At 69.4% G+C, this 18,662-nt stretch carries 13 protein-coding genes and 1 pseudogene; 8 read left to right on the top strand and 6 right to left on the bottom strand.

The window, feature by feature from the left end; translation table 11 throughout:
• Positions 1–62 precede the first annotated feature (62 nt).
• The 4 genes from ACFCXS_RS00365 to ACFCXS_RS00380 form a co-directional block, all read right to left on the bottom strand.
• Positions 63–1,703 carry an ABC transporter substrate-binding protein gene (locus ACFCXS_RS00365; RefSeq protein WP_376640427.1) on the bottom strand — a complete coding sequence of 547 codons (1,641 nt, stop codon included), beginning with the start codon at positions 1,701–1,703 and terminating at the stop codon, positions 63–65.
• A gap of 609 nt (positions 1,704–2,312) precedes the next feature.
• Positions 2,313–4,220: a translational GTPase TypA gene (typA, locus tag ACFCXS_RS00370; protein ID WP_376640430.1), complete on the bottom strand. Its 1,908-nt coding sequence runs from the start codon at positions 4,218–4,220 to the stop codon at positions 2,313–2,315.
• 220 nt (positions 4,221–4,440) lie between these two features.
• Positions 4,441–5,064, bottom strand: coding sequence for a hypothetical protein (locus tag ACFCXS_RS00375; RefSeq protein ID WP_376640432.1), 624 nt, complete (start codon positions 5,062–5,064; stop codon positions 4,441–4,443).
• A 110-nt stretch (positions 5,065–5,174) separates the two neighbouring features.
• On the bottom strand, positions 5,175–7,370 hold the full coding sequence (locus ACFCXS_RS00380) for an ABC transporter family substrate-binding protein (RefSeq protein ID WP_376640434.1): 2,196 nt from the start codon (positions 7,368–7,370) through the stop codon (positions 5,175–5,177).
• Between the two features lie 288 nt (positions 7,371–7,658).
• On the opposite strand from ACFCXS_RS00380, the gene ACFCXS_RS00385 reads away from it, so the two are divergent.
• Genes ACFCXS_RS00385 through ACFCXS_RS00400 form a run of 4 tightly spaced genes read left to right on the top strand, consistent with a single transcriptional unit; the run spans position 7,659 to position 11,573 of the window.
• A complete protein-coding gene (locus ACFCXS_RS00385) occupies positions 7,659–7,949 on the top strand; it encodes a hypothetical protein (RefSeq protein ID WP_376640436.1) in 291 nt (96 codons plus the stop codon).
• 57 nt (positions 7,950–8,006) lie between these two features.
• Complete coding sequence (locus ACFCXS_RS00390; RefSeq protein WP_376640438.1) at positions 8,007–8,843, top strand: hypothetical protein; 837 nt, start codon at positions 8,007–8,009, stop codon at positions 8,841–8,843.
• 16 nt (positions 8,844–8,859) lie between these two features.
• Positions 8,860–10,800, top strand: coding sequence for a fumarate reductase/succinate dehydrogenase flavoprotein subunit (locus ACFCXS_RS00395; protein WP_376640440.1), 1,941 nt, complete (start codon positions 8,860–8,862; stop codon positions 10,798–10,800).
• Positions 10,797–11,573 carry a succinate dehydrogenase/fumarate reductase iron-sulfur subunit gene (locus ACFCXS_RS00400; protein WP_376640442.1) on the top strand — a complete coding sequence of 259 codons (777 nt, stop codon included), beginning with the start codon at positions 10,797–10,799 and terminating at the stop codon, positions 11,571–11,573. The genes ACFCXS_RS00395 and ACFCXS_RS00400 overlap by 4 nt, the downstream gene beginning before the upstream one ends.
• On the opposite strand, the gene ACFCXS_RS00405 is transcribed toward ACFCXS_RS00400, so the two are convergent.
• Both ACFCXS_RS00405 and ACFCXS_RS00410 read right to left on the bottom strand, forming a co-directional pair.
• Complete coding sequence (locus tag ACFCXS_RS00405) at positions 11,548–12,543, bottom strand: phosphotransferase family protein (protein ID WP_376640443.1); 996 nt, start codon at positions 12,541–12,543, stop codon at positions 11,548–11,550. The two genes, ACFCXS_RS00400 and ACFCXS_RS00405, sit on opposite strands and share 26 nt — an antisense overlap.
• Positions 12,540–13,655: a hypothetical protein gene (locus tag ACFCXS_RS00410; RefSeq protein WP_376640445.1), complete on the bottom strand. Its 1,116-nt coding sequence runs from the start codon at positions 13,653–13,655 to the stop codon at positions 12,540–12,542. Before ACFCXS_RS00410 ends, ACFCXS_RS00405 begins: the two co-directional genes overlap by 4 nt.
• A 225-nt stretch (positions 13,656–13,880) precedes the next feature.
• On the opposite strand from ACFCXS_RS00410, the gene ACFCXS_RS00415 reads away from it, so the two are divergent.
• The 4 genes and pseudogenes from ACFCXS_RS00415 to ACFCXS_RS00430 all read left to right on the top strand — a co-directional run bounded on the left by ACFCXS_RS00415 (position 13,881) and on the right by ACFCXS_RS00430 (position 18,633).
• Positions 13,881–16,853, top strand: a complete 2,973-nt coding sequence (locus ACFCXS_RS00415) for a hypothetical protein (protein WP_376640447.1) — start codon at positions 13,881–13,883, stop codon at positions 16,851–16,853.
• 14 nt (positions 16,854–16,867) lie between these two features.
• A complete protein-coding gene (locus ACFCXS_RS00420) occupies positions 16,868–17,734 on the top strand; it encodes an immunity 49 family protein (protein WP_376640449.1) in 867 nt (288 codons plus the stop codon).
• A gap of 267 nt (positions 17,735–18,001) precedes the next feature.
• Positions 18,002–18,286 (top strand): annotated as a pseudogene (locus tag ACFCXS_RS00425) (immunity 49 family protein); the annotation flags it as partial.
• A 95-nt stretch (positions 18,287–18,381) separates the two neighbouring features.
• Positions 18,382–18,633 (top strand): immunity 49 family protein, encoded by a 252-nt coding sequence (locus ACFCXS_RS00430; RefSeq protein ID WP_376640451.1) that lies wholly within the window; start codon positions 18,382–18,384, stop codon positions 18,631–18,633.
• Positions 18,634–18,662: the final 29 nt, after the last annotated feature.

Genomic DNA, 18,662 nt, shown 5'->3' on the forward strand with positions numbered 1-18,662 from the left:
TACGGACCGGCGCCGCCGCTCCCCTTGTACGGGAGGGGCGGCACCGGCCTGCGGTCGTCTGGTTACTTCTGCTTGACCTGGACCTCGTCGAAGATCGGGTCACCGTCCTGGCCGTAAGGGATCTTGCCCAGGATGTGCCTGGACTGACCGCTGTTGACCTTGTAGAACCAGAGCGGGATGCCCGGCATGTCCTTGACCAGGAGCTGCTCCGCCTGCTGGTACTTCTTCACGGTCTCGTCGATGGAGCTCGCCTTGTCGGCGTCGGAGCTCAGCTTGTCGAACTCCTTGTTGGAGTAGCCGCTGACGTTGCCGGCCGCCGTGGTGCCGTACAGGTCACGCATGAAGTTCGAGTTGACCGGGTAGTCCAGCACCCAGCCACTGCGGTAGAAGGACTTCACCTGGTGCTTGTCGCGGGCGTCCAGGTCGGCCTGGAAGGTCGGCTTCGGGGCACCGGTGCACTCGACGCCGGTGGACTTGCGGATCGAGTTGCAGACCGCGTCGACCCAGGGCTTGTGGTCCTGGTCGGCGTTGTACTGGATCGAGATCTTGTTGCCCGGGACGCCGCCACCCTCCTGGATGAGCTTCTTGGCCTTCGCCGGGTCGAACTTGACGATGTCGCCGAGCACGCCCTTCTTGTAGCCGAGCACGCCCGGAGCGACGAAGGAGTCGGCCGGGGTGCGGGTGCCCTGGAGGACGGTCTTGGTGATCGTCTGGCGGTCGATCGCCATGGACAGACCCTGGATGACCTTGGGGTCGATGTCCTTGAACTGCTTACCGTAGAAGGCCGGGACGATCGTCTGGATGGCCGAGTACGGCTGGTCGATGGCGCGGTCGCCGAGGTCCGACTTGTAGTTCGTCAGCGCGGTGGTCGGGACCTGCTCGATCCAGTCCACGTTGTCCGAGCGCAGGTCCGAGTACGCGGCGTCGGCGGTCGTGTAGTTCTTGAAGTCGATGCCGCCGTTCTTGGCGACGTTCGGGCCCTTGTAGCCCGCGAACTTGCGGACCTTGATGAGCTTGTTGTGCTCCCAGGACACGAACTTGTACGGGCCGTTGCCGACCGGCTTCTGGCCGAAGCCCTTCGGGTCCTTGAAGAAGGCCTCGGGCAGCGGCGCCCACACGTCGTAGCCCAGCTTGTACGCGAAGTACGAGACCGGCTGCGTCAGCTTGATCGTGAAGGTGTTGTCGTCGACGACCTTCAGACCCGACATCTTGTCGGCCTTCGGGTCACCCTTCTCCGGGTGCACGTCCGCGAAGCCGACGATGTCCGAGAACCAGCTGGAGTTGGTCTGGTTGTTCTTGATGTTGGCGGACCAGTTCCAGGAGTCCACGTAGGACTTCGCGGTGACCGGGGTGCCGTCGTGGAACTTCCAGCCCGGCTTGAGCTTGACGGTCCACTCCGACGAGTCCTTGTTCGGCGTGACCGACTCGGCGTTGATGTACTCGAGCTTGCCGGTGCCGGGCTCGTAGTCGACCAGGCCGGCGAAGATCGTGCGCAGCACGCGGCTGCCCTGGCTCTCCTTGGCGTTGGCCGGCTGGAGCGGGTTCTGCGGTTCGCTCAGCTGCGCAGTGACGATGCCGTTCGGGTCGGCCTTCCCCTTGTTCATGTCGTCGCCGGCACTGTCGTCGCCGCCGCCGCAGGCGGTGGCGGCCAGGGCGACGACTATCGCCCCCGCGACCCACTTGGCGCTCTTGGCACCGCGCATGGGTTCCTCCTATGAAGTCATTGGTTCACCGCGAAGGGAGCACACGACACATCACGGCCCCCGCCCGTCGCCGGTGCCGGAATTCGTCGAGTGCCCCCGCGCTCGTGAGTCGCGCCGCTGCCGGCTACTGACCCGTACATCCGAGCTCTACGCGCCTAACTATCTGCCAAACGCCAGGACCGAACCACACTCTCGAGGTCTCGGTTCGATCACAGCTCTCGCCTACATCTTCCAAAATCCGGACAAAGGGTTTGGTGAAAGATCCCTGCGAAACGGACTTGTTACACATCTATCGGTGTCGACTGTCCGCATTCCGGACGCGAGAGTGAGATAAACCGCTTGCGGCGTACCGTGGAATCCATAGAGGGTTCCCTCGGCGTCTGTCGCGCGCTCAAGTAGCTTGTGCGGCAAGGCCGTTGTGCGATCCCCGTGACCGAGGACGCGTGGCGCTTCCGGAGCAGGGTAGTGGGAGAAAACCACCCCTGACGGCCGTCGCGGGCAAGTCGAGGGTTTTCCCTACCCTTGCCTCCGCGTTTCCCGCCCTTTGGGCAGACGACACCGGGCACCCCGCCTCGCGGGGTGCCCGGTGTCGTCGGTGCGCGGCGGGCGTCAGCCGTGCTTGGCGCGGCTCGCGGCGCGGGCGCGCTCGCGGGCGTCCAGGTTCACCTTGCGGATGCGCACGGCCTCCGGGGTCACCTCGACGCACTCGTCGTCCCGGCAGAACTCCAGGGACTGCTCCAGCGACAGCTTGCGCGGCGGGACGATCGCCTCGAACGAGTCGGCCGAGGAGGACCGCATGTTCGTGAGCTTCTTCTCCTTGGTGATGTTCACGTCCATGTCGTCGGAGCGCGAGTTCTCGCCGACGATCATGCCCTCGTACACCTCGGTGCCGGGCTCGGTGAACAGCACGCCGCGCTCCTGGAGGTTCGTCATCGCGAAGGCCGTGACGGAACCGGAGCGGTCGGCGACCAGCGAACCGTTGTTACGGGTCTGCAGGGTGCCGAACCAGGGCTCGAAGCCCTCGTGGATGGAGTGGCCGATGCCCGTGCCGCGGGTCTGGGTCAGGAACTCGGTCCGGAAGCCGATGAGGCCGCGCGAGGGCACGACGAACTCCATACGGACCCAGCCGGAGCCGTGGTTGGACATGTTGTCCATGCGGCCCTTGCGGACGCCCATGAGCTGCGTGACCGCGCCCATGTGCTCCTCGGGCACGTCGATCGTCATGCGCTCGACGGGCTCGTAGGTCTTGCCGTCGACCTCCTTGGTGACGACCTGCGGCTTGCCGATGGTCAGCTCGAAGCCCTCACGGCGCATCTGCTCGACCAGGATGGCCAGCGCCAGCTCACCACGGCCCTGCACCTCCCAGGCGTCCGGCCGCTCGGTGTCCAGCACGCGGAGGCTGACGTTACCGATCAGCTCGCGGTCGAGGCGGTCCTTGACCTGGCGGGCGGTCACCTTGCGGTCCTTGACGGCCGCCTTGTTGTCGGCGCCCTTGCCGGTGCCGCCACGGCCGACCAGCGGCGAGGTGTTGGTGCCGATGACCATGGAGATCGCGGGCTCGTCGACCGTGATCAGCGGCAGGGCGACCGGGTTCTCGGGGTCCGCGAGGGTCTCGCCGATCATGATGTCCGGGATACCGGCGACGGCACAGATGTCACCCGGGCTGGCCTTCTCGGCGGGCTTGCGGGTCAGCGCCTCGGTCATCATCAGCTCGCTGATGCGGACGTTGCTGATGGTGCCGTCGCGCTTGATCCACGCGACCGTCTGGCCCTTGCGCAGCTCGCCCTGCTCGACACGGAGCAGCGCGATACGGCCGAGGAAGTTGTCGGCGTCCAGGTTGGTGACGTGGGCCTGGAGCGGGGCGGCCTCGTCGTAGGTCGGGGCCGGGATGTGCTCCAGGATCGTGGAGAAGAACGGCTCCAGGCTGGTGGAGTCGGACGGGACCGTGCCGTTGTCCGGCTTGGTCAGCGAGGCGATGCCGTCGCGGCCGCAGGCGTAGACGATCGGGAACTCGATCTGCTCCTCGTCGGCGTCCAGGTCGAGGAAGAGGTCGTAGGTCTCGTTGACGACCTCGTCGATCCGGGAGTCCGGGCGGTCCGTCTTGTTGATGCACAGGATGACGGGCAGGCGCTGCTGGAGCGCCTTGCGCAGCACGAAGCGGGTCTGCGGGAGCGGGCCCTCGGAGGCGTCCACGAGCAGGACGACGCCGTCGACCATCGACAGACCGCGCTCGACCTCGCCGCCGAAGTCGGCGTGACCGGGGGTGTCGATGATGTTGATGGTGATGACGTCCCCCCCGTCCTTCGGGTGGTACTTCACCGCCGTGTTCTTGGCCAGGATCGTGATGCCCTTCTCACGCTCCAGGTCGTTCGAGTCCATCATGCGGTCGTCGACACCTTCGAGCTGGTGCGCGGCGAAGGCACCGGCCTGCTTCAGCATGCCGTCGACGATGGTGGTCTTGCCGTGGTCGACGTGGGCGACGATGGCGACGTTGCGGATGTCGTGGCGCGTGGCCATAAAAGGCGTACTCCCGGAGTGGTGAGGAATGCCCTGCGCGGACGTCTGCGGTGCGCGGGCCCTGCCGGGCTGAACGTGCCACGGCCTCACCCCATGGTACGGGTGCGCTGCCGCTGGGACGTGCCGGGAGGCATATACGCAGGTGGCGAGGGTCCACGGCTGTCTCCGAGGCACCCGGCGGCCGGTGCGGGCCGCCGTGGACGCCCGGGGACAGCTCGGCTCAGTCCGCTGCCCTGGCGGCCCGGGAGCCCGCCGGGCACAGTTCATCGGCCGCCGCACGGCCGGCCACGCCTTCGGGGGGCTCCTCGGAGCAGGGCATGAAGCCGCTGCCGGTGCCCTCCCAGGTCAGCACCTGCCCCGTGACGGGCTCGGCGTCCGCGCACGTGTACGTGAAGTCCGCCGTGACCAGGCGGACGTAGCCCCAGGAGTAGTACGCGCCCTTGAGGTCGCCGGTCGCGGCCTCGAAGTAGTGGTCCCGCTCCGGTACTTCCCTCTCCGACGGGTCGGCGAGCGGTTCCCCGACCTTCAGATGCCTGCCCAGGGCCGTGATCACGGCGGCCGCGCCGACGCCCCGGGGCGCGCCGGTCACAGAGGGCCGGTAAACCCTTTCATCCACCGGCTTGAGCTTGGCCGAGTAGAAGGCGGTCACCTTCTCGAAGAAGATCGGGTCGCTCAACGCGGTCAGCTTCTGCGTCCGCCGCACGCCGGACCAGTCGTAGGTGCCGTTCGTGCAAGCCGTGGTCCGGTCGCCCGCGCTCCACGAACACGCCCCCACCCCCGCCACCAGCACCCCGACGACCAGTCCGGCCCCACAGACCCGTCCCACCGTGCCGCGCATCCGCATGCCCCCGTTTCCCCCGCGTACGGACGCCCGGCGTCCGCACCATGATCACTGCTGGTCTCATGGTGCGGACGCCGGGCGACGGACGGCAAGGCGTTTGAGCGTTCCCAGAGCTACGGGGTCTTCGAGCCCTTCACCGAGGGCCCCGACGCCGGCTTCGCGCCCTTCTTCAGGAAGCCCATGTCCTCGTAGACCGGTGTGCCGAGGCCGAAGGCGCCGGTGTTGACCAGGTTCTTGCGGGCCGCCAGGAGCTGGGGACGCTGGAAGAGGGGGATCGAGCCGGCCGCCGCCCAGATCCGGGAGTCGGCCTTGCGCAGCAGGGAGCGGGACTCGCCCTCGTCGAGGGTGGCCACGGCCTCGTCGAAGAGCTGGTCGACCTGGTCGGTGCCGACGCGGGTGTAGTTCTGCTCGACGTTCAGCGAACCGTCGGCGGCCGGGACGGGCTTGGCGTAGACGGGGCGGGCGTCGGTGGCGGGGAACGCCGTGGCGGGCCAGGAGTACAGGGCGAGGTCGTACTGGCCGGAGGCAATGTGGTCCTTGAAGTAGGACTCGTCGGAGACCCTGGAGATCTCGGTGGTGATGCCGACGCGCTCCAGCATGCGGGAGATGCGGTCCGCGACCGTGCGCAGCGTCTGGGAGCCGGGCCCGGAGGGCAGCACGAAGCGGAGCGTGAGGGGCTTGCCGTTCTTGGCGAGCGGCGCGGCCTCCTGGTTCGCCGGGGCGGCGGTGCCGCGCGGGGCGTACGCCCCCGGAGCGCCACCCTGGTGCGCGTACTTCTTGCCGTCCCGGGCGAGGTGCTCGGCGGGGTCCGGTCCCCGCCGCGCCTTGTCGTCCCCGCCGGAGTCGTCGGCCTTGCCGGTGTCGTCGGCCTTGCCGGTGTCGTGGGCCTTGCCGGTGTCGTCGGCCTCGTCGCCCTCGGGACCGGCCGCCTTCTCCTTCTTCTTCTCCTCCTTGATCGGACCGCCGCGCACCCACCCGGCGTCCGCGAGGAGCGCCTGGGCCTCCTTGGTGTCCTGGCCGCCGAGGGCGCCGCTGTTGTCGGCGTAGGCGGCCTGGCCGGACAGGGCGAGGTGGCTGCCGACCGGGACGGCGGGCAGGCCGAGGGGCCTCAGGACGACCCGGGCGAGTTCCTTGCGGTCCAGGGCGCGGGCGACGGCCCTGCGGACGCGTTCGTCGGTGAGCGGGCCGTCGGCGCCGTTCAGGGCGAGCTGGGTGTAGGCGGGCTCCAGGGACTTGCGGACCTCGAAGCCGCTGAGGGCCTGCTGCTGCCGGGCGTACTTGACGGCCGCCTTGCGCAGCTTCTTGCGGGCGGCGATCTCCTCGTCGGCGGCGTCCTCGTCGGAGCCGTTGGCCCGGGCCCAGGACTCCAGGGAGTCCGCGGCGGACCGGTCGGCGCCGGGGCCCATCAGCGGGCCGGCGGAACTCTGCGGGCGGGCGGCGACGGTGATGCGGCGGGCGGCCGTGGGGTCGATCTCGGCCAGGTCGAGGTCGCCGGCGGCCAGCTCGGCGGCCCGCTTGTCGCGCGGGACGGTGCGCAGCACGATCTCGGAGAGCTTGGCCGGCTTGCCCCACCAGCGCGGGCTGCGGGCGAGGGTGATCTCCTCGTCCTTGCGGTCGACCTCCTTCACGGTGAAGGGCCCGGCGGTGACCTTGAGCTTCTTGCGGGCCCCGTCGTTGAAGGAGTCCGGGGTGCCCATGACGTCCTTCGGGTACAGCGGGGAGAACAGCGAGCGCCAGTCCGCGTAGGGGCGGCTGAAGGTGACCCGGACCTCCAGGGCGTTGTCGCCGCGCTCGACCTTCTGGATGCGGTCGTAGCCGGCGTTGCGGGCGGTCCAGTAGGCGGTGTTCTTGCCGGACAGGGCGCGCCACTGGGCGGCGAAGTCGGCGGCGCCGATCTCCCGGCCGTCGCTCCAGACGGCCTGCTGGTTGAGCTTGTACAGGACGACCTGCTTGGGCTCGGTGTCGACGACCTCGGCGGACTCCAGGTAGTCGGGGTTGCGCTCGGGGCGGCCGGAGGCGTCCATGCGGAACATCGACGGCAGGACGGCCTGGGCGACGCGGGCGGTGGTGGCGTCGGCGTCCGACTGGAAGGTGTTCATCGTGTCGGGCACGGAGTCGACGGCCCAGCGCAGGGTGCCTCCGTCGGTGATCCGGTCGCGGGGGGCGGGCTGGATGTCCTGCCCGGCGAGCGGCTTGCCGGACGGGTCGTCGGAGCCGCATCCGGCGAGCGCGGGCACCGCGAGCACTCCCGCGGTGAGGAAAGCGACCGAGCGCATGACCGCGCGCGGGCCGACGCCATGCTGGGACATCTGTGCTACCTCCGGGAAGCCGCGGGCGTTATGATCACGTTTGGCGGTATTTGGCTTTCATCTGATGTATGCGGCCACTGAAGAGGAAAGGGTTCGGCAACACAGAGCGACACGGCGGTCACGGGCGGGAAGTCACCCGTGCGGCGCAACGCACCGCGCAGTGCACCCGTACGCCTCGGCCAATCGATGCACATCCCTTCACAGCACAAGGTGTGACGCGCAACACTCGCAGGCGCATGAGCGTTGCCGCCTTGGGCCATGAAGGACCCGCGGAAGTGAGGGCAAGTCATGTCCGTTCACGACGAACTGATGTCAGTCCAGCGCAGTCTCGACGAAGTGTTCCGATCGCTGGGACGCCTGGAGAAGCAGCTCGGCACCGGTGGCCTGGAGATGCGCCGCGTCCGTGCCGACGCCAACCACCTGCGCGAGAGCGTCGCCCTGCTGCGCGACGCCGCCGCGTCACCGGCCGCGCCGAAGCGCCCCGAGCTGGTCACCATCTCGGACGCTCCGTACGACTCCGCCCTGTGGAGCGACTCGGACGACGAGGGGCTCGGCGCCCGGGACCGGCGCGCTCCCTGACCCGGGGAGGAGTCGAGCGCGACCGGCACCTCCCCCGAACCCGACCGGAGTCGTCACGTGGCCACTGGTACGGAACCACCTGCCACCGAACCCAGACCTGAGAGCGGCGGTGTGCGGGGCGCTGCGCGGGCCGCGATCGCCGCCCCGCACCTGCGCACCGACCGCTGGTGGCTGGCCCCGGCCGGCACCGCCGCGGGCCTGCTCGCCTTCATCGTCTACTCGACCTGGCGGGCCTTCGCGAACACCGACTACTACGCGGCGCCGTACGTCTCGCCCTTCTACTCCCCGTGCCTGGCGGAGAACTGCGAGACGATGAGGGGCGGCCCGAACTGGGAGCTCTTCGGGAGCTGGTGGGGCATCTCCCCCGCGATCATCATCCTGATCTTCCCGCTCGGATTCCGCCTGACCTGCTACTACTACCGCAAGGCCTACTACCGGGGCTTCTGGGCGTCCCCGCCGGCCTGCGCGGTCGCCGAGCCGCACAAGAAGTACACCGGCGAGACCCGCTTCCCGCTCATCCTGCAGAACATCCACCGGTACTTCTTCTACGCCGCGCTCGTGGTCGCCGGGATCCTGACGTACGACACCGTGCTCGCCTTCCGCGACGAGACCTACGCCTGGGGCCACATGGGGCTCGGCACGCTCGTGTTCCTGGTCAACATCGTGCTGATCTGGGCGTACACGATCTCCTGCCACTCCTGCCGGCACATCGTCGGCGGCAAGCTCAAGCACTTCTCCCGGCATCCCGTGCGCTACCGGATGTGGCAGTGGGCGGGGAAGCTCAACGCCCGGCACATGCAGCTCGCCTGGGCGTCGCTGGTGAGCGTGGCGCTCGCCGACTTCTACGTCTACCTGGTCGCGTCCGGCGTCTTCGACGATCCGCGGTTCTTCTGATGAGGGGTGCGTTCTGATGTCCGTGGTCGACCGGCAGGAGTGGGACGTCGTCGTGGTGGGGGCGGGCGGCGCCGGACTGCGCGCCGCCGTCGAGGCCCGCGAGCGGGGCGCCCGTACGGCCGTGATCTGCAAGTCGCTGTTCGGCAAGGCGCACACGGTGATGGCCGAGGGCGGCATCGCCGCGGCCATGGCCAACGTCAACAGCGGTGACAACTGGCAGGTGCACTTCCGCGACACCATGCGCGGCGGCAAGTTCCTCAACCAGTGGCGGATGGCCGAACTGCACGCCCAGGAGGCACCGCAGCGGGTGTGGGAGCTGGAGACCTGGGGCGCGCTCTTCGACCGTACGAAGGACGGCCGGATCTCCCAGCGCAACTTCGGCGGGCACGAGTACCCGCGCCTCGCGCACGTCGGTGACCGCACCGGCCTGGAGCTGATCCGCACCCTCCAGCAGAAGATCGTCTCCCTCCAGCAGGAGGACTACAAGGAGACCGGTGACCACGAGTCCCGGCTGAAGGTCTTCCAGGAGTGCACGGTCACGCGTGTGCTCAAGGAGGGCGGCCGGGTCTGCGGGGTCTTCGCCTACGAGCGCGAGTCGGGCCGGTTCTTCGTACTGGAGGCCCCGTCCGTGGTGATCGCCACCGGCGGCATCGGCAAGTCCTTCAAGGTGACCTCGAACTCCTGGGAGTACACCGGCGACGGCCACGCACTGGCCCTGCTCGCGGGCGCTCCCCTGCTGAACATGGAGTTCGTGCAGTTCCACCCGACCGGCATGGTCTGGCCGCCGTCGGTGAAGGGCATCCTCGTCACCGAGTCGGTGCGCGGCGACGGCGGGGTGCTGCGCAACTCCGAGGGCAAGCGGTTCATGTTCGACTACGTCCCCGACGTCTTCAAGGACAAGTACGCCGAGACGGAGGAGGAGGGCGACCGCTGGTACGACGACCCGGACCACAACCGGCGCCCGCCCGAGCTGCTCCCCCGTGACGAGGTCGCGCGGGCGATCAACGCCGAGGTGAAGGAGGGACGCGGCTCCCCGCACGGGGGCGTCTTCCTCGACGTGTCGACCCGGATGCCCGCCGAGGTCATCAGGCGCCGGCTGCCGTCGATGTACCACCAGTTCAAGGAGCTGGCGGACGTCGACATCACGGCGGAGGCGATGGAGGTCGGGCCCACCTGCCACTACGTGATGGGCGGGGTCGCGGTCGACTCCGACACGGCGGCGGCGCGCGGGGTGCCGGGCCTGTTCGCGGCCGGTGAGGTGGCCGGCGGCATGCACGGCTCCAACCGGCTCGGCGGCAACTCCCTGTCCGACCTGCTGGTGTTCGGCCGCCGGGCCGGCCGGCACGCGGCCGAGTACGCGGCGGGGCTTGCGGGGGCGCGGCCCGTCGTGGACGACGTACAGATCGACTCGGCGGCGGCGGAGGCCCTGCGGCCCTTCTCGGCCGAGGCGGAGATCGAGGAGCCTGAGGGCGGCCCGCCGGAGAACCCGTACACCCTGCACCAGGAGCTCCAGCAGACGATGAACGACCTGGTCGGCATCATCCGCCGGGAGCCGGAGATGGAGCAGGCCCTTCAGAAGCTGGCCGAGCTGCGGCTGCGGGCGCGCCGGGCCGGGGTCGAGGGGCACCGGCAGTTCAACCCGGGCTGGCACCTCGCCCTGGACCTCAGGAACATGCTGCTGGTCAGCGAGTGCGTGGCACGGGCCGCGCTGGAGCGCACCGAGTCGCGCGGCGGGCACACCCGGGAGGACCACCCGGGCATGGACCGCAAGTGGCGGCGGATCAACCTGCTGTGCGCGCTCACCGACCCGACGGGCGGACTGGCGGCGACGGACCCGGTCCGCGGCCAGATCGCCCTCACCCGGGAGACCACCGAACCCGTCCGTGCCGACCTGCTCGCCTTGTTCGACAAGGAGGAGCTGGTCAAGTACCTCGCCGAAGAGGAGCTGTACGAATGAGCGGCTACACGGCCCACTTCAAGGTGTGGCGCGGGGACACGGGAGGCGGCGACCTGGAGGACTTCAAGGTCGAGGTCAACGACGGCGAGGTGGTGCTCGACATCATCCACCGCCTCCAGGCGACCCAGGCCCCCGACCTCGCCGTGCGCTGGAACTGCAAGGCGGGCAAGTGCGGTTCGTGCTCGGCCGAGATCAACGGCCGTCCCCGGCTGCTGTGCATGACGCGCATGTCGGTCTTCGACCGGGCGGAGACGATCACGGTCACGCCCCTGCGCGCCTTCCCGGTGATCCGCGACCTGGTCACCGACGTCGGCTTCAACTACCGGAAGGCGAGGGAGGTGCCGGCCTTCGTCCCGCCGGCCGGTGTCGCTCCCGGCGAGTACCGGATGATGCAGGAGGACGTGGACCGCTCGCAGGAGTTCCGCAAGTGCATCGAGTGCTTCCTGTGCCAGGACACCTGCCACGTGGTGCGCGACCACGAGGAGAACAAGCAGGCGTTCGCCGGGCCGCGTTTCCTGATGCGGGTGGCGGAGCTGGACATGCACCCGCTGGACGCGGCGTCGGAGGCGGGCCTGGACCGCAAGACCACCGCCCAGGACGAACACGGCCTCGGCTACTGCAACATCACCAAGTGCTGCACGGAGGTCTGCCCCGAGGGCATCAAGATCACGGACAACGCGCTGATCCCGCTGAAGGAGCGGGCGGTCGACCGCAAGTACGACCCGCTGGTGTGGCTGGGCTCGAAGATCAGGAGGCGCTCTTCAGCAGGCTGACGGCCTGGTGGAGGTTGTGTTCGGCGATCTCCCGCATCCGTTCCGGGTGCGGGAAGTCGCCCTCGATGAGGGTCAGCGGGCCCGAGACCAGGCCGATGTGCATCGCCAGGCGGTACAGACGCAGACGGGCCTCGTCCAGGCCGGGGGCGCGCAGGGCGTCGTAGTGGGGGCCGAAGCGGAGCCGCAGGAAGACGTGTTCGTGCTCCGCGTCGAAGTACATCAGGCCCTCGATGTCGATGAGCGCCGGTTGCCCGTCGGGCGTGAGCAGGATGTGGTCGGCCCCGAGTTCGCCGTGCACGAGGGTGTGGCGGTCGCGGGGCCGGACCTCGGCGGCCAGGGCGTGGATCTCCGCCTCCAGCTCCCGGCGTGCGGCGGCGGCGCGGGGGTCGCGTGCGGCGGCTTCGGCCACGGCACGCAGGGCCCCTTCGGTGACCTGCTGCTCGCAGGAGACGCCGTACGAGGAACCACCCTGGTCGACGACGGCGACCTTCCCGAACCGGGGACCGGTGTGGCTGTGCAGGGTGGCGAGCAGTTCGGCCGTCCGCTCCATGGCCCGCGGGGCCTGCTCCGGGTCGCGGGTCAGGGCGTCCTCCAGGCTGCCTCCGGTGAGGTCCTCGACGACGGCCGCGTCCGCGGGCAGGTGCGTGTGCGTGGAGTCGGCGTACCGAAGGCGGGGGGTGCGGACACCGGCGGCGGTGAGCCGGTCGTGGGCCGCCGTGAACAGGCCGAGGCCCGTGCCGTGCGAGAAGACGTCCCGGGGATCGGGGTCCGGCTGATCCCAGTAGTCCTCGTCGGCGGACCAGACGTAGGCGACGGCGGTGGAGTCGTCGTCGAGGGTGAGGCGGTAGACGCCTTTCTTGGTGCCGCCGCGCAGGCGTTCCACGCCGGTGAGCGCACGGGAGCGGCCCAGGGCGGCACGGGCGAGGGGGGCGAGGTCGGTGGTGGTGAGGGGGCGTCGGGTCGTGGTCACCGCACCCAGTCTTCCTTGTAGGCACGCCAGTCCGCCCCGGTGGCGGCGAAATCGATGTACAGCGCGACGCCGAAGTTGGCCCGGTCGGCGTCCGTGCGGGACAGGCCGAGCCGGACGCCTCGCACGGCGGCGGGGACGGTTTCGGCGTGGTTCCAGTGCCCGAAGCGGTTCTCGTGGAAGAAGGGCAGCCCCATCAGCAGGTCGGTGGACGGCGGGGTGACCTCCAGGGCGAGGGACGTCTGCTGGGCGACGTAGCCGCCGTAGGTGCTCTCCAGCGGCTGCATCGTGTCGTACGACATCACGGCGATCTGGTCGACGCGGCGGGCGACCTGGCCGAAGAACTCCTGCGACCACCATTTGGGGTGGCCGGTGATGCCGCCCCAGACGGTGTGGAACGCCGGGAGCGGGTCGATCTGGTGGGCGGCGACGGAGAGTTGCGCGTCGCGGGAGCGGGTCTCGCGGCGCAGGGCGTCGAGGAGGGTGAGGTAGTCGCGGTCGCCCGAGTGCAGAGGCTCCAGGTCCAGGTGAACGCCCTCGTAGCCGGCGTCCAGGACCTGCCGGGCGGAGCGGACCACTGCGGCGCGGGTCTCCGGCTGCTCCAGGCGCATGCCGTCGGGCGTCTCGGTGGCGAGGACATCGCCGAGGAACGCCTGGACGCGGACGCCGGGGATCTTGTCGTGGACGGCCTCGATGAACCAACGGGCCTTCGGGTACCCCGACTTCGGGAGTGTCCCGTCGTGCTCCAGCGGGCCCGAGTGCACGTACAGGTCGCGGATGCCGGTGCCTCGCAGGCGGCGGGCGAGGGCGGTGACGTCGGAGTCCTTCTTGCGGCCGTCGACCCAGGCGTGGCCGAGCCAGAGGGCGTCGCGGTCGCGGGTGCGGGTGCCGTCGGCGGGGTCGCCCGTGTAGTTGATCCGGAGGGCTGTCAGGGCGGAGAGGAGCGGGAGCAGGAGGAGTAAGGGGAGGCCGATGGCCGTGCGTCTGATCCAGCGCCGGCGCCGCGTGCGTCGGGGGCGGTCGCGTGCTCGGGCAGAGTCGGGGACCCCGGGGACGGCCTCCTCGTCCTCGGCGGCTGCGGCTTCGGTCGGGAAAGTGCCCTCCGTGCGTTCCATACCGTCTCTCCCCGGTGATGCGGTTGGTGTTGCCGGGGAGGACGATCAGCACTGACGTTCGGTTGCGGTGGACGAGCGATCCCCTCGGCCGGCGAGGCCCACCTGTAGGGATTCCGTGACGGGCCCCCGAACCACCCTCGCCTCATTTATATGATGATCCAACTTGCCAAGGCTCGAGGGGACTTGCCGAGCCGATGGTGACGGACACACGGGGGTGGGAGAGCAGTGATCCAGCCGGAGAAGATCCCGCAGTTCACCGGGAATCTGGAGCAGCTGGAGACGGACTACGCGGACCTGAAGAAGGACGCGGGTCATGTCCGGGACGCCGGCGGCGACATCCACTCCCGGTTCCAGGGTCTGTCGGCGTATTACGACGCTCCGGAGGCGGAGCAGTTGTTCGCTACGACGAAACCGGTGAAGGAGAGGGCGGACGATTTCGCCGACGGCCTGGAGAAGGTCTCGGGTGCGCTGTCGTCGTACGCGACCGAGGTCCGCCCGCTGGTGGCGAAGCTGAAGCAGCTGAAGGCGGATGCCGCGGCCTTCGTCTCCTCGGTCAAGGACGATGACGAGTGGGAGTACGACGAGGACAAGGTCGACGAGCACAACCAGCTGCGTGACGACATCACCTCCACGGTGGCGGCGTTCTGGGCTGCGGAGCGGACCTGCCACAACAGGATCACCGCTCTGTGGGGCGGGACGCAGATGGTGGCCGGGGACGGTTCGAAGAAGAAGAACCAGTACGGCTTCAACGCCGACGACTTGAAGAACGCGAAGCTTCCCTGGGGTGACCCGGTGGAGGAGAAGCACAAGTGGTACGAGGTCGGCCACTGGGTGAAGTCGTTCGTGTGGGACGGCCTGATCGTGGACGGTGTGTGGGGCACGATCAAGGGCCTGGGCACGCTGGTGGGCTTCGGTGGCTGGGACGCGATGGGTCAGGCGTGGAAGGGTCTGGCGCAGCTGGCGACCGGCCTGGTGATCACGTCGATCCCCGGGGCGCAGACGTGGTTCTGGACGGCTTCGGACAAGGACATGCCGTCCTGGCTGCGTGATTCGCGCACGGCGATGAAGGAGACGGGCAAGGCGCTGGTGGCGTGGGACGAGTGGGGCAAGAACCCCGCCCGCGCCGCGGGTGCGGTCACGTTCAACGTGCTGACGACGGTGTTCACCGGTGGCGCGGGTGGTGCTGCGGCGGGTGCGGGCAAGGCCGGCGCGGTCGCCAAGGCCCTGTCGGTGGCGGGCAAGGCGGGCCGGGTCATCGACCCGATGACCTACATCGCCAAGGGCGCCGGTGCGGGCCTGTCGAAGATCGGCGACATCACCAAGGGCCTGCGCGGGGTCGGCACCATCGACATCCCCACGCTGCCGGAGAACGCGGTCACCCTGCCGAAGGGTTCGTCGGTGCTGCCGGACGGGACGGTGCACCTGCCGGAGGGTGCGGCGGCCCCGGCAGGGCTGCACGAGCTGCCGGGTGGCGGGTTCAAGGTGCCCGACGACGTGCCGGTGGTGCACCAGGACGCGTTGCCGGTGAAAGCCGAGAGCGGCGATCCGACCCTGTACGCCGACAGCAACGGGAACATCGTGAACGGGCAGGGCAAGGTCCTGCTGGACGTGGACAAGCCCGGTACGCAGGACGTCGTGGACCGCCCCGCGGGCCCGGAGAGCACGGGTCCGGCGGGCGCGGACGTGCCGCGGGTGGACTCCCCGGCGAAGGTCCCGGCGCTGGCGGGCGCGGCCCCGCACACGGTGGACGCGGGCACCCACCTGAACCTGGCAAACAGCCTCGACACCAACCTGGGCGACGTCGGCCGGGCCACGGACAACCCGGCCACCACGCCGGCTGTCCACGCCGGAGGGGACCTCCCCGGGGGCTTGGCGGGCGACCACCTTCCGGGCGGCACGGCGGGCCACACGCCGGGAGGTCGGGTGGGCGACCACATGCCCACGAACGAGCTGGACAACGGGCGCCACGGCAGCACCGACAGCACCCCGGGGACGGGTGCGGGACGCCCGGGGACACCTTCCACCGCCGGCCACACGGACGGCCCGGGCACGAGCGGCACACACAGCGACGGCCCCGCAACAGGCACCGGTGGCCACCACGGGCCGCCGACGCCGGGCAGCGGCCTACCAGGAGGCGCGGACGACCTGGGCCGGGGCACGGACGGCCTGGGCGCGGGTGCGGACGACGCGGCCCGAGGCGCGGACGACGTCACGGGCGGGGCGGACGACGCCACCGGCGGGCCGGCTCAGCACGCGGACGAGGCCGCTCGGCACCGCGAGGAGTACGAGGCGGCACGTGAGAAGCCTGCCGACGACCGCACGCCCGACGAGCGGGCGGCGATCACCCGTGAACACGTCCGGCTGGCCAACGAGGACCCGGTCTGGCGGGCGGAGCACTATGACAAGTGGGGCCTCGGCAAGCGCAACAGTGCGGAGCGCTTGGTCGACGGCCAGCTTCTGCCCCAGCTCACCGAGAAGCCGGGTGGCGGCTGGATGGCCACGCACAACCTTCCGCACGGGCCGTCGGAGATCAAGTTCAACCCCTCGCACCTCGACCCCGACACCGCTCCCTCACACAGTCGTCCGCACCTCGACGAGGCGGCGCGCAACCGCAGGCTGTCCGTGGATCTGCTGAACGCCGAGCGAGCATTCGAGGACACTCCGTCGGCAACGAACGCGGACGCCCTGGACAAGGCGCAGAAGGCCTACGACGAACACCTCGAAGGCATCTCGAACAACAGCAAGCACTCCGAGAAGCTGGGCGAGGCGGCAGCCCGCCACCACGTCATCCCGAAGGAGTTCCCGACCGCCGAGCCCGTCGTACTACCGAAGACGCCCAACGGCGCCAACATGTTCGACGACGTGTACAAACTGAGCGACGACGGTGACTACCTCATCGTGGAGGAGAAGGCCCCGTCGGGCGACCTCGACTGGCGCAAGGGCAAGGCCGACCCGGATCCGTCGGACCCGGCCCTCCACGACGGAGGAGGCCAGGGCATGCGGGTCAAGCAGGGAACCAGGCCCTATATCCGCACGATCCTGGCGGAGATGACGAGTCGTGGTGGTAAGGACGCCGAGATCGCTGCCGACCTGCGCGCCGCGCTGCGGGAAGGGAAGGTGCAGTACGTTTTGGTGAAGGCTGTTGACAATACTGGTCACTCCTACGCCGGTGCCGTCATCGAGCATTTGAAGATCTAGTCCGAGGAGAGCAAGTGGTCACCCGCATTGCCCGCCATGAGTTCCGCACGGACAACGCGGGCGAGCTCATGGCGCCCATCATTAAGAGCACCAAGGACGTACTCGACCACATCGAGACGTCGGAGGACGACCGGTACGACGCCCTGCAGGCCGCGCTCACCCTGGCGAAGTGGCGCTGCCTCACGGACCCGACAGCAGGTGAGTTCCCCGCCTGGGAGGCCTGGGTCACCGCCATGCAGGTCGGCTGCGGTCTCTTCGCCGCCGGCCTGGCCACCGAGGGCACTGTGCCATGCCGGGTGGGCAGCAACGGTGAGGTCAAGCATCTGCCCGCCACCGGCCCGCAGGACTATCTGCACGCGGGCAACTGGCTGACCTCGTTCTACCTGGCGGTGATCTGCCGCGACAACGACCGGGTCAACCAGCTGGCACAAGTACCCGTCTCCTTCCTGCGGGAGTCCGGCTCGCAGTTCGACGAGTACGTCTACTCGTGGGTGGAGACGCTGCAGCACTTCTGGTCCGGCCGCCAGGAGACCTGGGACACGCTCGTCACCGCCGTCGACGGCACGACCCCTGAGGCGGCCACGATCGCCGGCCCGGAGCTCATGCTGAAAATCCTCTATCCGCCGCTCGAGCTGTTCCAGTGCTATCTGCGCCGGGAGAACGAGCAGTTCAACGCCGCACTTGTCAATGCCCTCACCTGGCACAAGGAGTACTGGACCGCCAACGAGGCACGGCGGCTCAACGGCGAAGGGCTGGTCGCTCTCGCCCCGCTCGCCCTCGCCTGCATGGCCTATGACGCCGACATGCGCGTCGAGGTCGAGTCCGAGTACATCCCACGAGCGCTACTGCGGCGGTCCTGGGTGGGCGAGTACAGCACCTGACGGCGGCGGGCACGGCTCGGGGACGACACGTTTCGCAAGGAGAATGCGCTGCCTGCCATCATTCATCGCCCTCCGTTGCCCACGGGGAACGCGGAAGAGGGTCTCGCTGTGCTCCAGGAGAACGTGCGGCAGCTGATCGACGGGCTGGAGGAAAGGCCCACGAGGCTGGGCGACATCCAGCGCGTCGCGCTCACCCAGGCCCAGTCGCGCTGCCTGGTCGATCCCCGGGCTGCGGAGTTCCCGACGTGGGATGCCTGGGTCACGGCGATGCAGGTCGGCTCAGCCGTCTTCGCTGCGGCGACCACGACGGACGACCAGGCGCAGTGCCGCATCGCTCACAAGGACCGCACGCTGCAGGCCACCGGTCCACAGTGGTACGTGAATCCCGGTAGTTGGCTCTCCGCCTTCTACCTGGCCGTGATCTGCCGTGAAAGGGACCGGATCACCGCTCTGTGCCAACTCCCGTTGTCCCTTCTGCGGGAGAACGGCGGGCAGTTCGAGGAGTACCACTACCTCTGGATCGACACCCTCCAGACCTACTGGCTCGGCGGCCCGGACCTGGGGCCGAAGCTGGTCGCCGCGGTCGACGGCACCGAACCCGAAGCCGTCGCGTACCCCGAGACGGTGGCAAGCTGCTGTATCCGCCGATGGAGGTCTTCCACCGCTTCATCCGGAAGGACCCCGAGACCTTCAGCCAGGCACTGGCCCGGGCGCTCGAACTGCACAAGCAGTACTGGAGCGAGGAGGACCGCACCTTCCAGGCTTCGGGTCTCGTCGCCCTCGCCCCGCTCGCCATCGCCTGCTTCGCCCACGATGCGGGCCTGCCCGTCGAGGTGGAGTCCGAGTACCTGCCGGCCGTCCTGATCAAGCGCAACTGGTGCGGCGAATTCCCCACATGACGCACTCCGGGCGGCGTCATCTCGACGTG

Source organism: Streptomyces sp. NPDC056373, from assembly GCF_042262425.1.
GTDB lineage: Bacteria > Actinomycetota > Actinomycetes > Streptomycetales > Streptomycetaceae > Streptomyces.

Excerpts from the sequence above, each read along its gene's own strand:
- ACFCXS_RS00365 (WP_376640427.1), bottom strand. The coding sequence starts at position 1,703 with ATGCGCGGTGCCAAGAGCGCCAAGTGGGTCGCGGGGGCGATAGTCGTC.
- typA (WP_376640430.1), bottom strand. The coding sequence starts at position 4,220 with ATGGCCACGCGCCACGACATCCGCAACGTCGCCATCGTCGCCCACGTC.
- ACFCXS_RS00375 (WP_376640432.1), bottom strand. The coding sequence starts at position 5,064 with ATGCGGATGCGCGGCACGGTGGGACGGGTCTGTGGGGCCGGACTGGTC.
- ACFCXS_RS00380 (WP_376640434.1), bottom strand. The coding sequence starts at position 7,370 with ATGTCCCAGCATGGCGTCGGCCCGCGCGCGGTCATGCGCTCGGTCGCT.
- ACFCXS_RS00385 (WP_376640436.1), top strand. The coding sequence starts at position 7,659 with ATGTCCGTTCACGACGAACTGATGTCAGTCCAGCGCAGTCTCGACGAA.
- ACFCXS_RS00395 (WP_376640440.1), top strand. The coding sequence starts at position 8,860 with ATGTCCGTGGTCGACCGGCAGGAGTGGGACGTCGTCGTGGTGGGGGCG.
- ACFCXS_RS00400 (WP_376640442.1), top strand. The coding sequence starts at position 10,797 with ATGAGCGGCTACACGGCCCACTTCAAGGTGTGGCGCGGGGACACGGGA.
- ACFCXS_RS00410 (WP_376640445.1), bottom strand. The coding sequence starts at position 13,655 with ATGGAACGCACGGAGGGCACTTTCCCGACCGAAGCCGCAGCCGCCGAG.
- ACFCXS_RS00430 (WP_376640451.1), top strand. The coding sequence starts at position 18,382 with ATGGAGGTCTTCCACCGCTTCATCCGGAAGGACCCCGAGACCTTCAGC.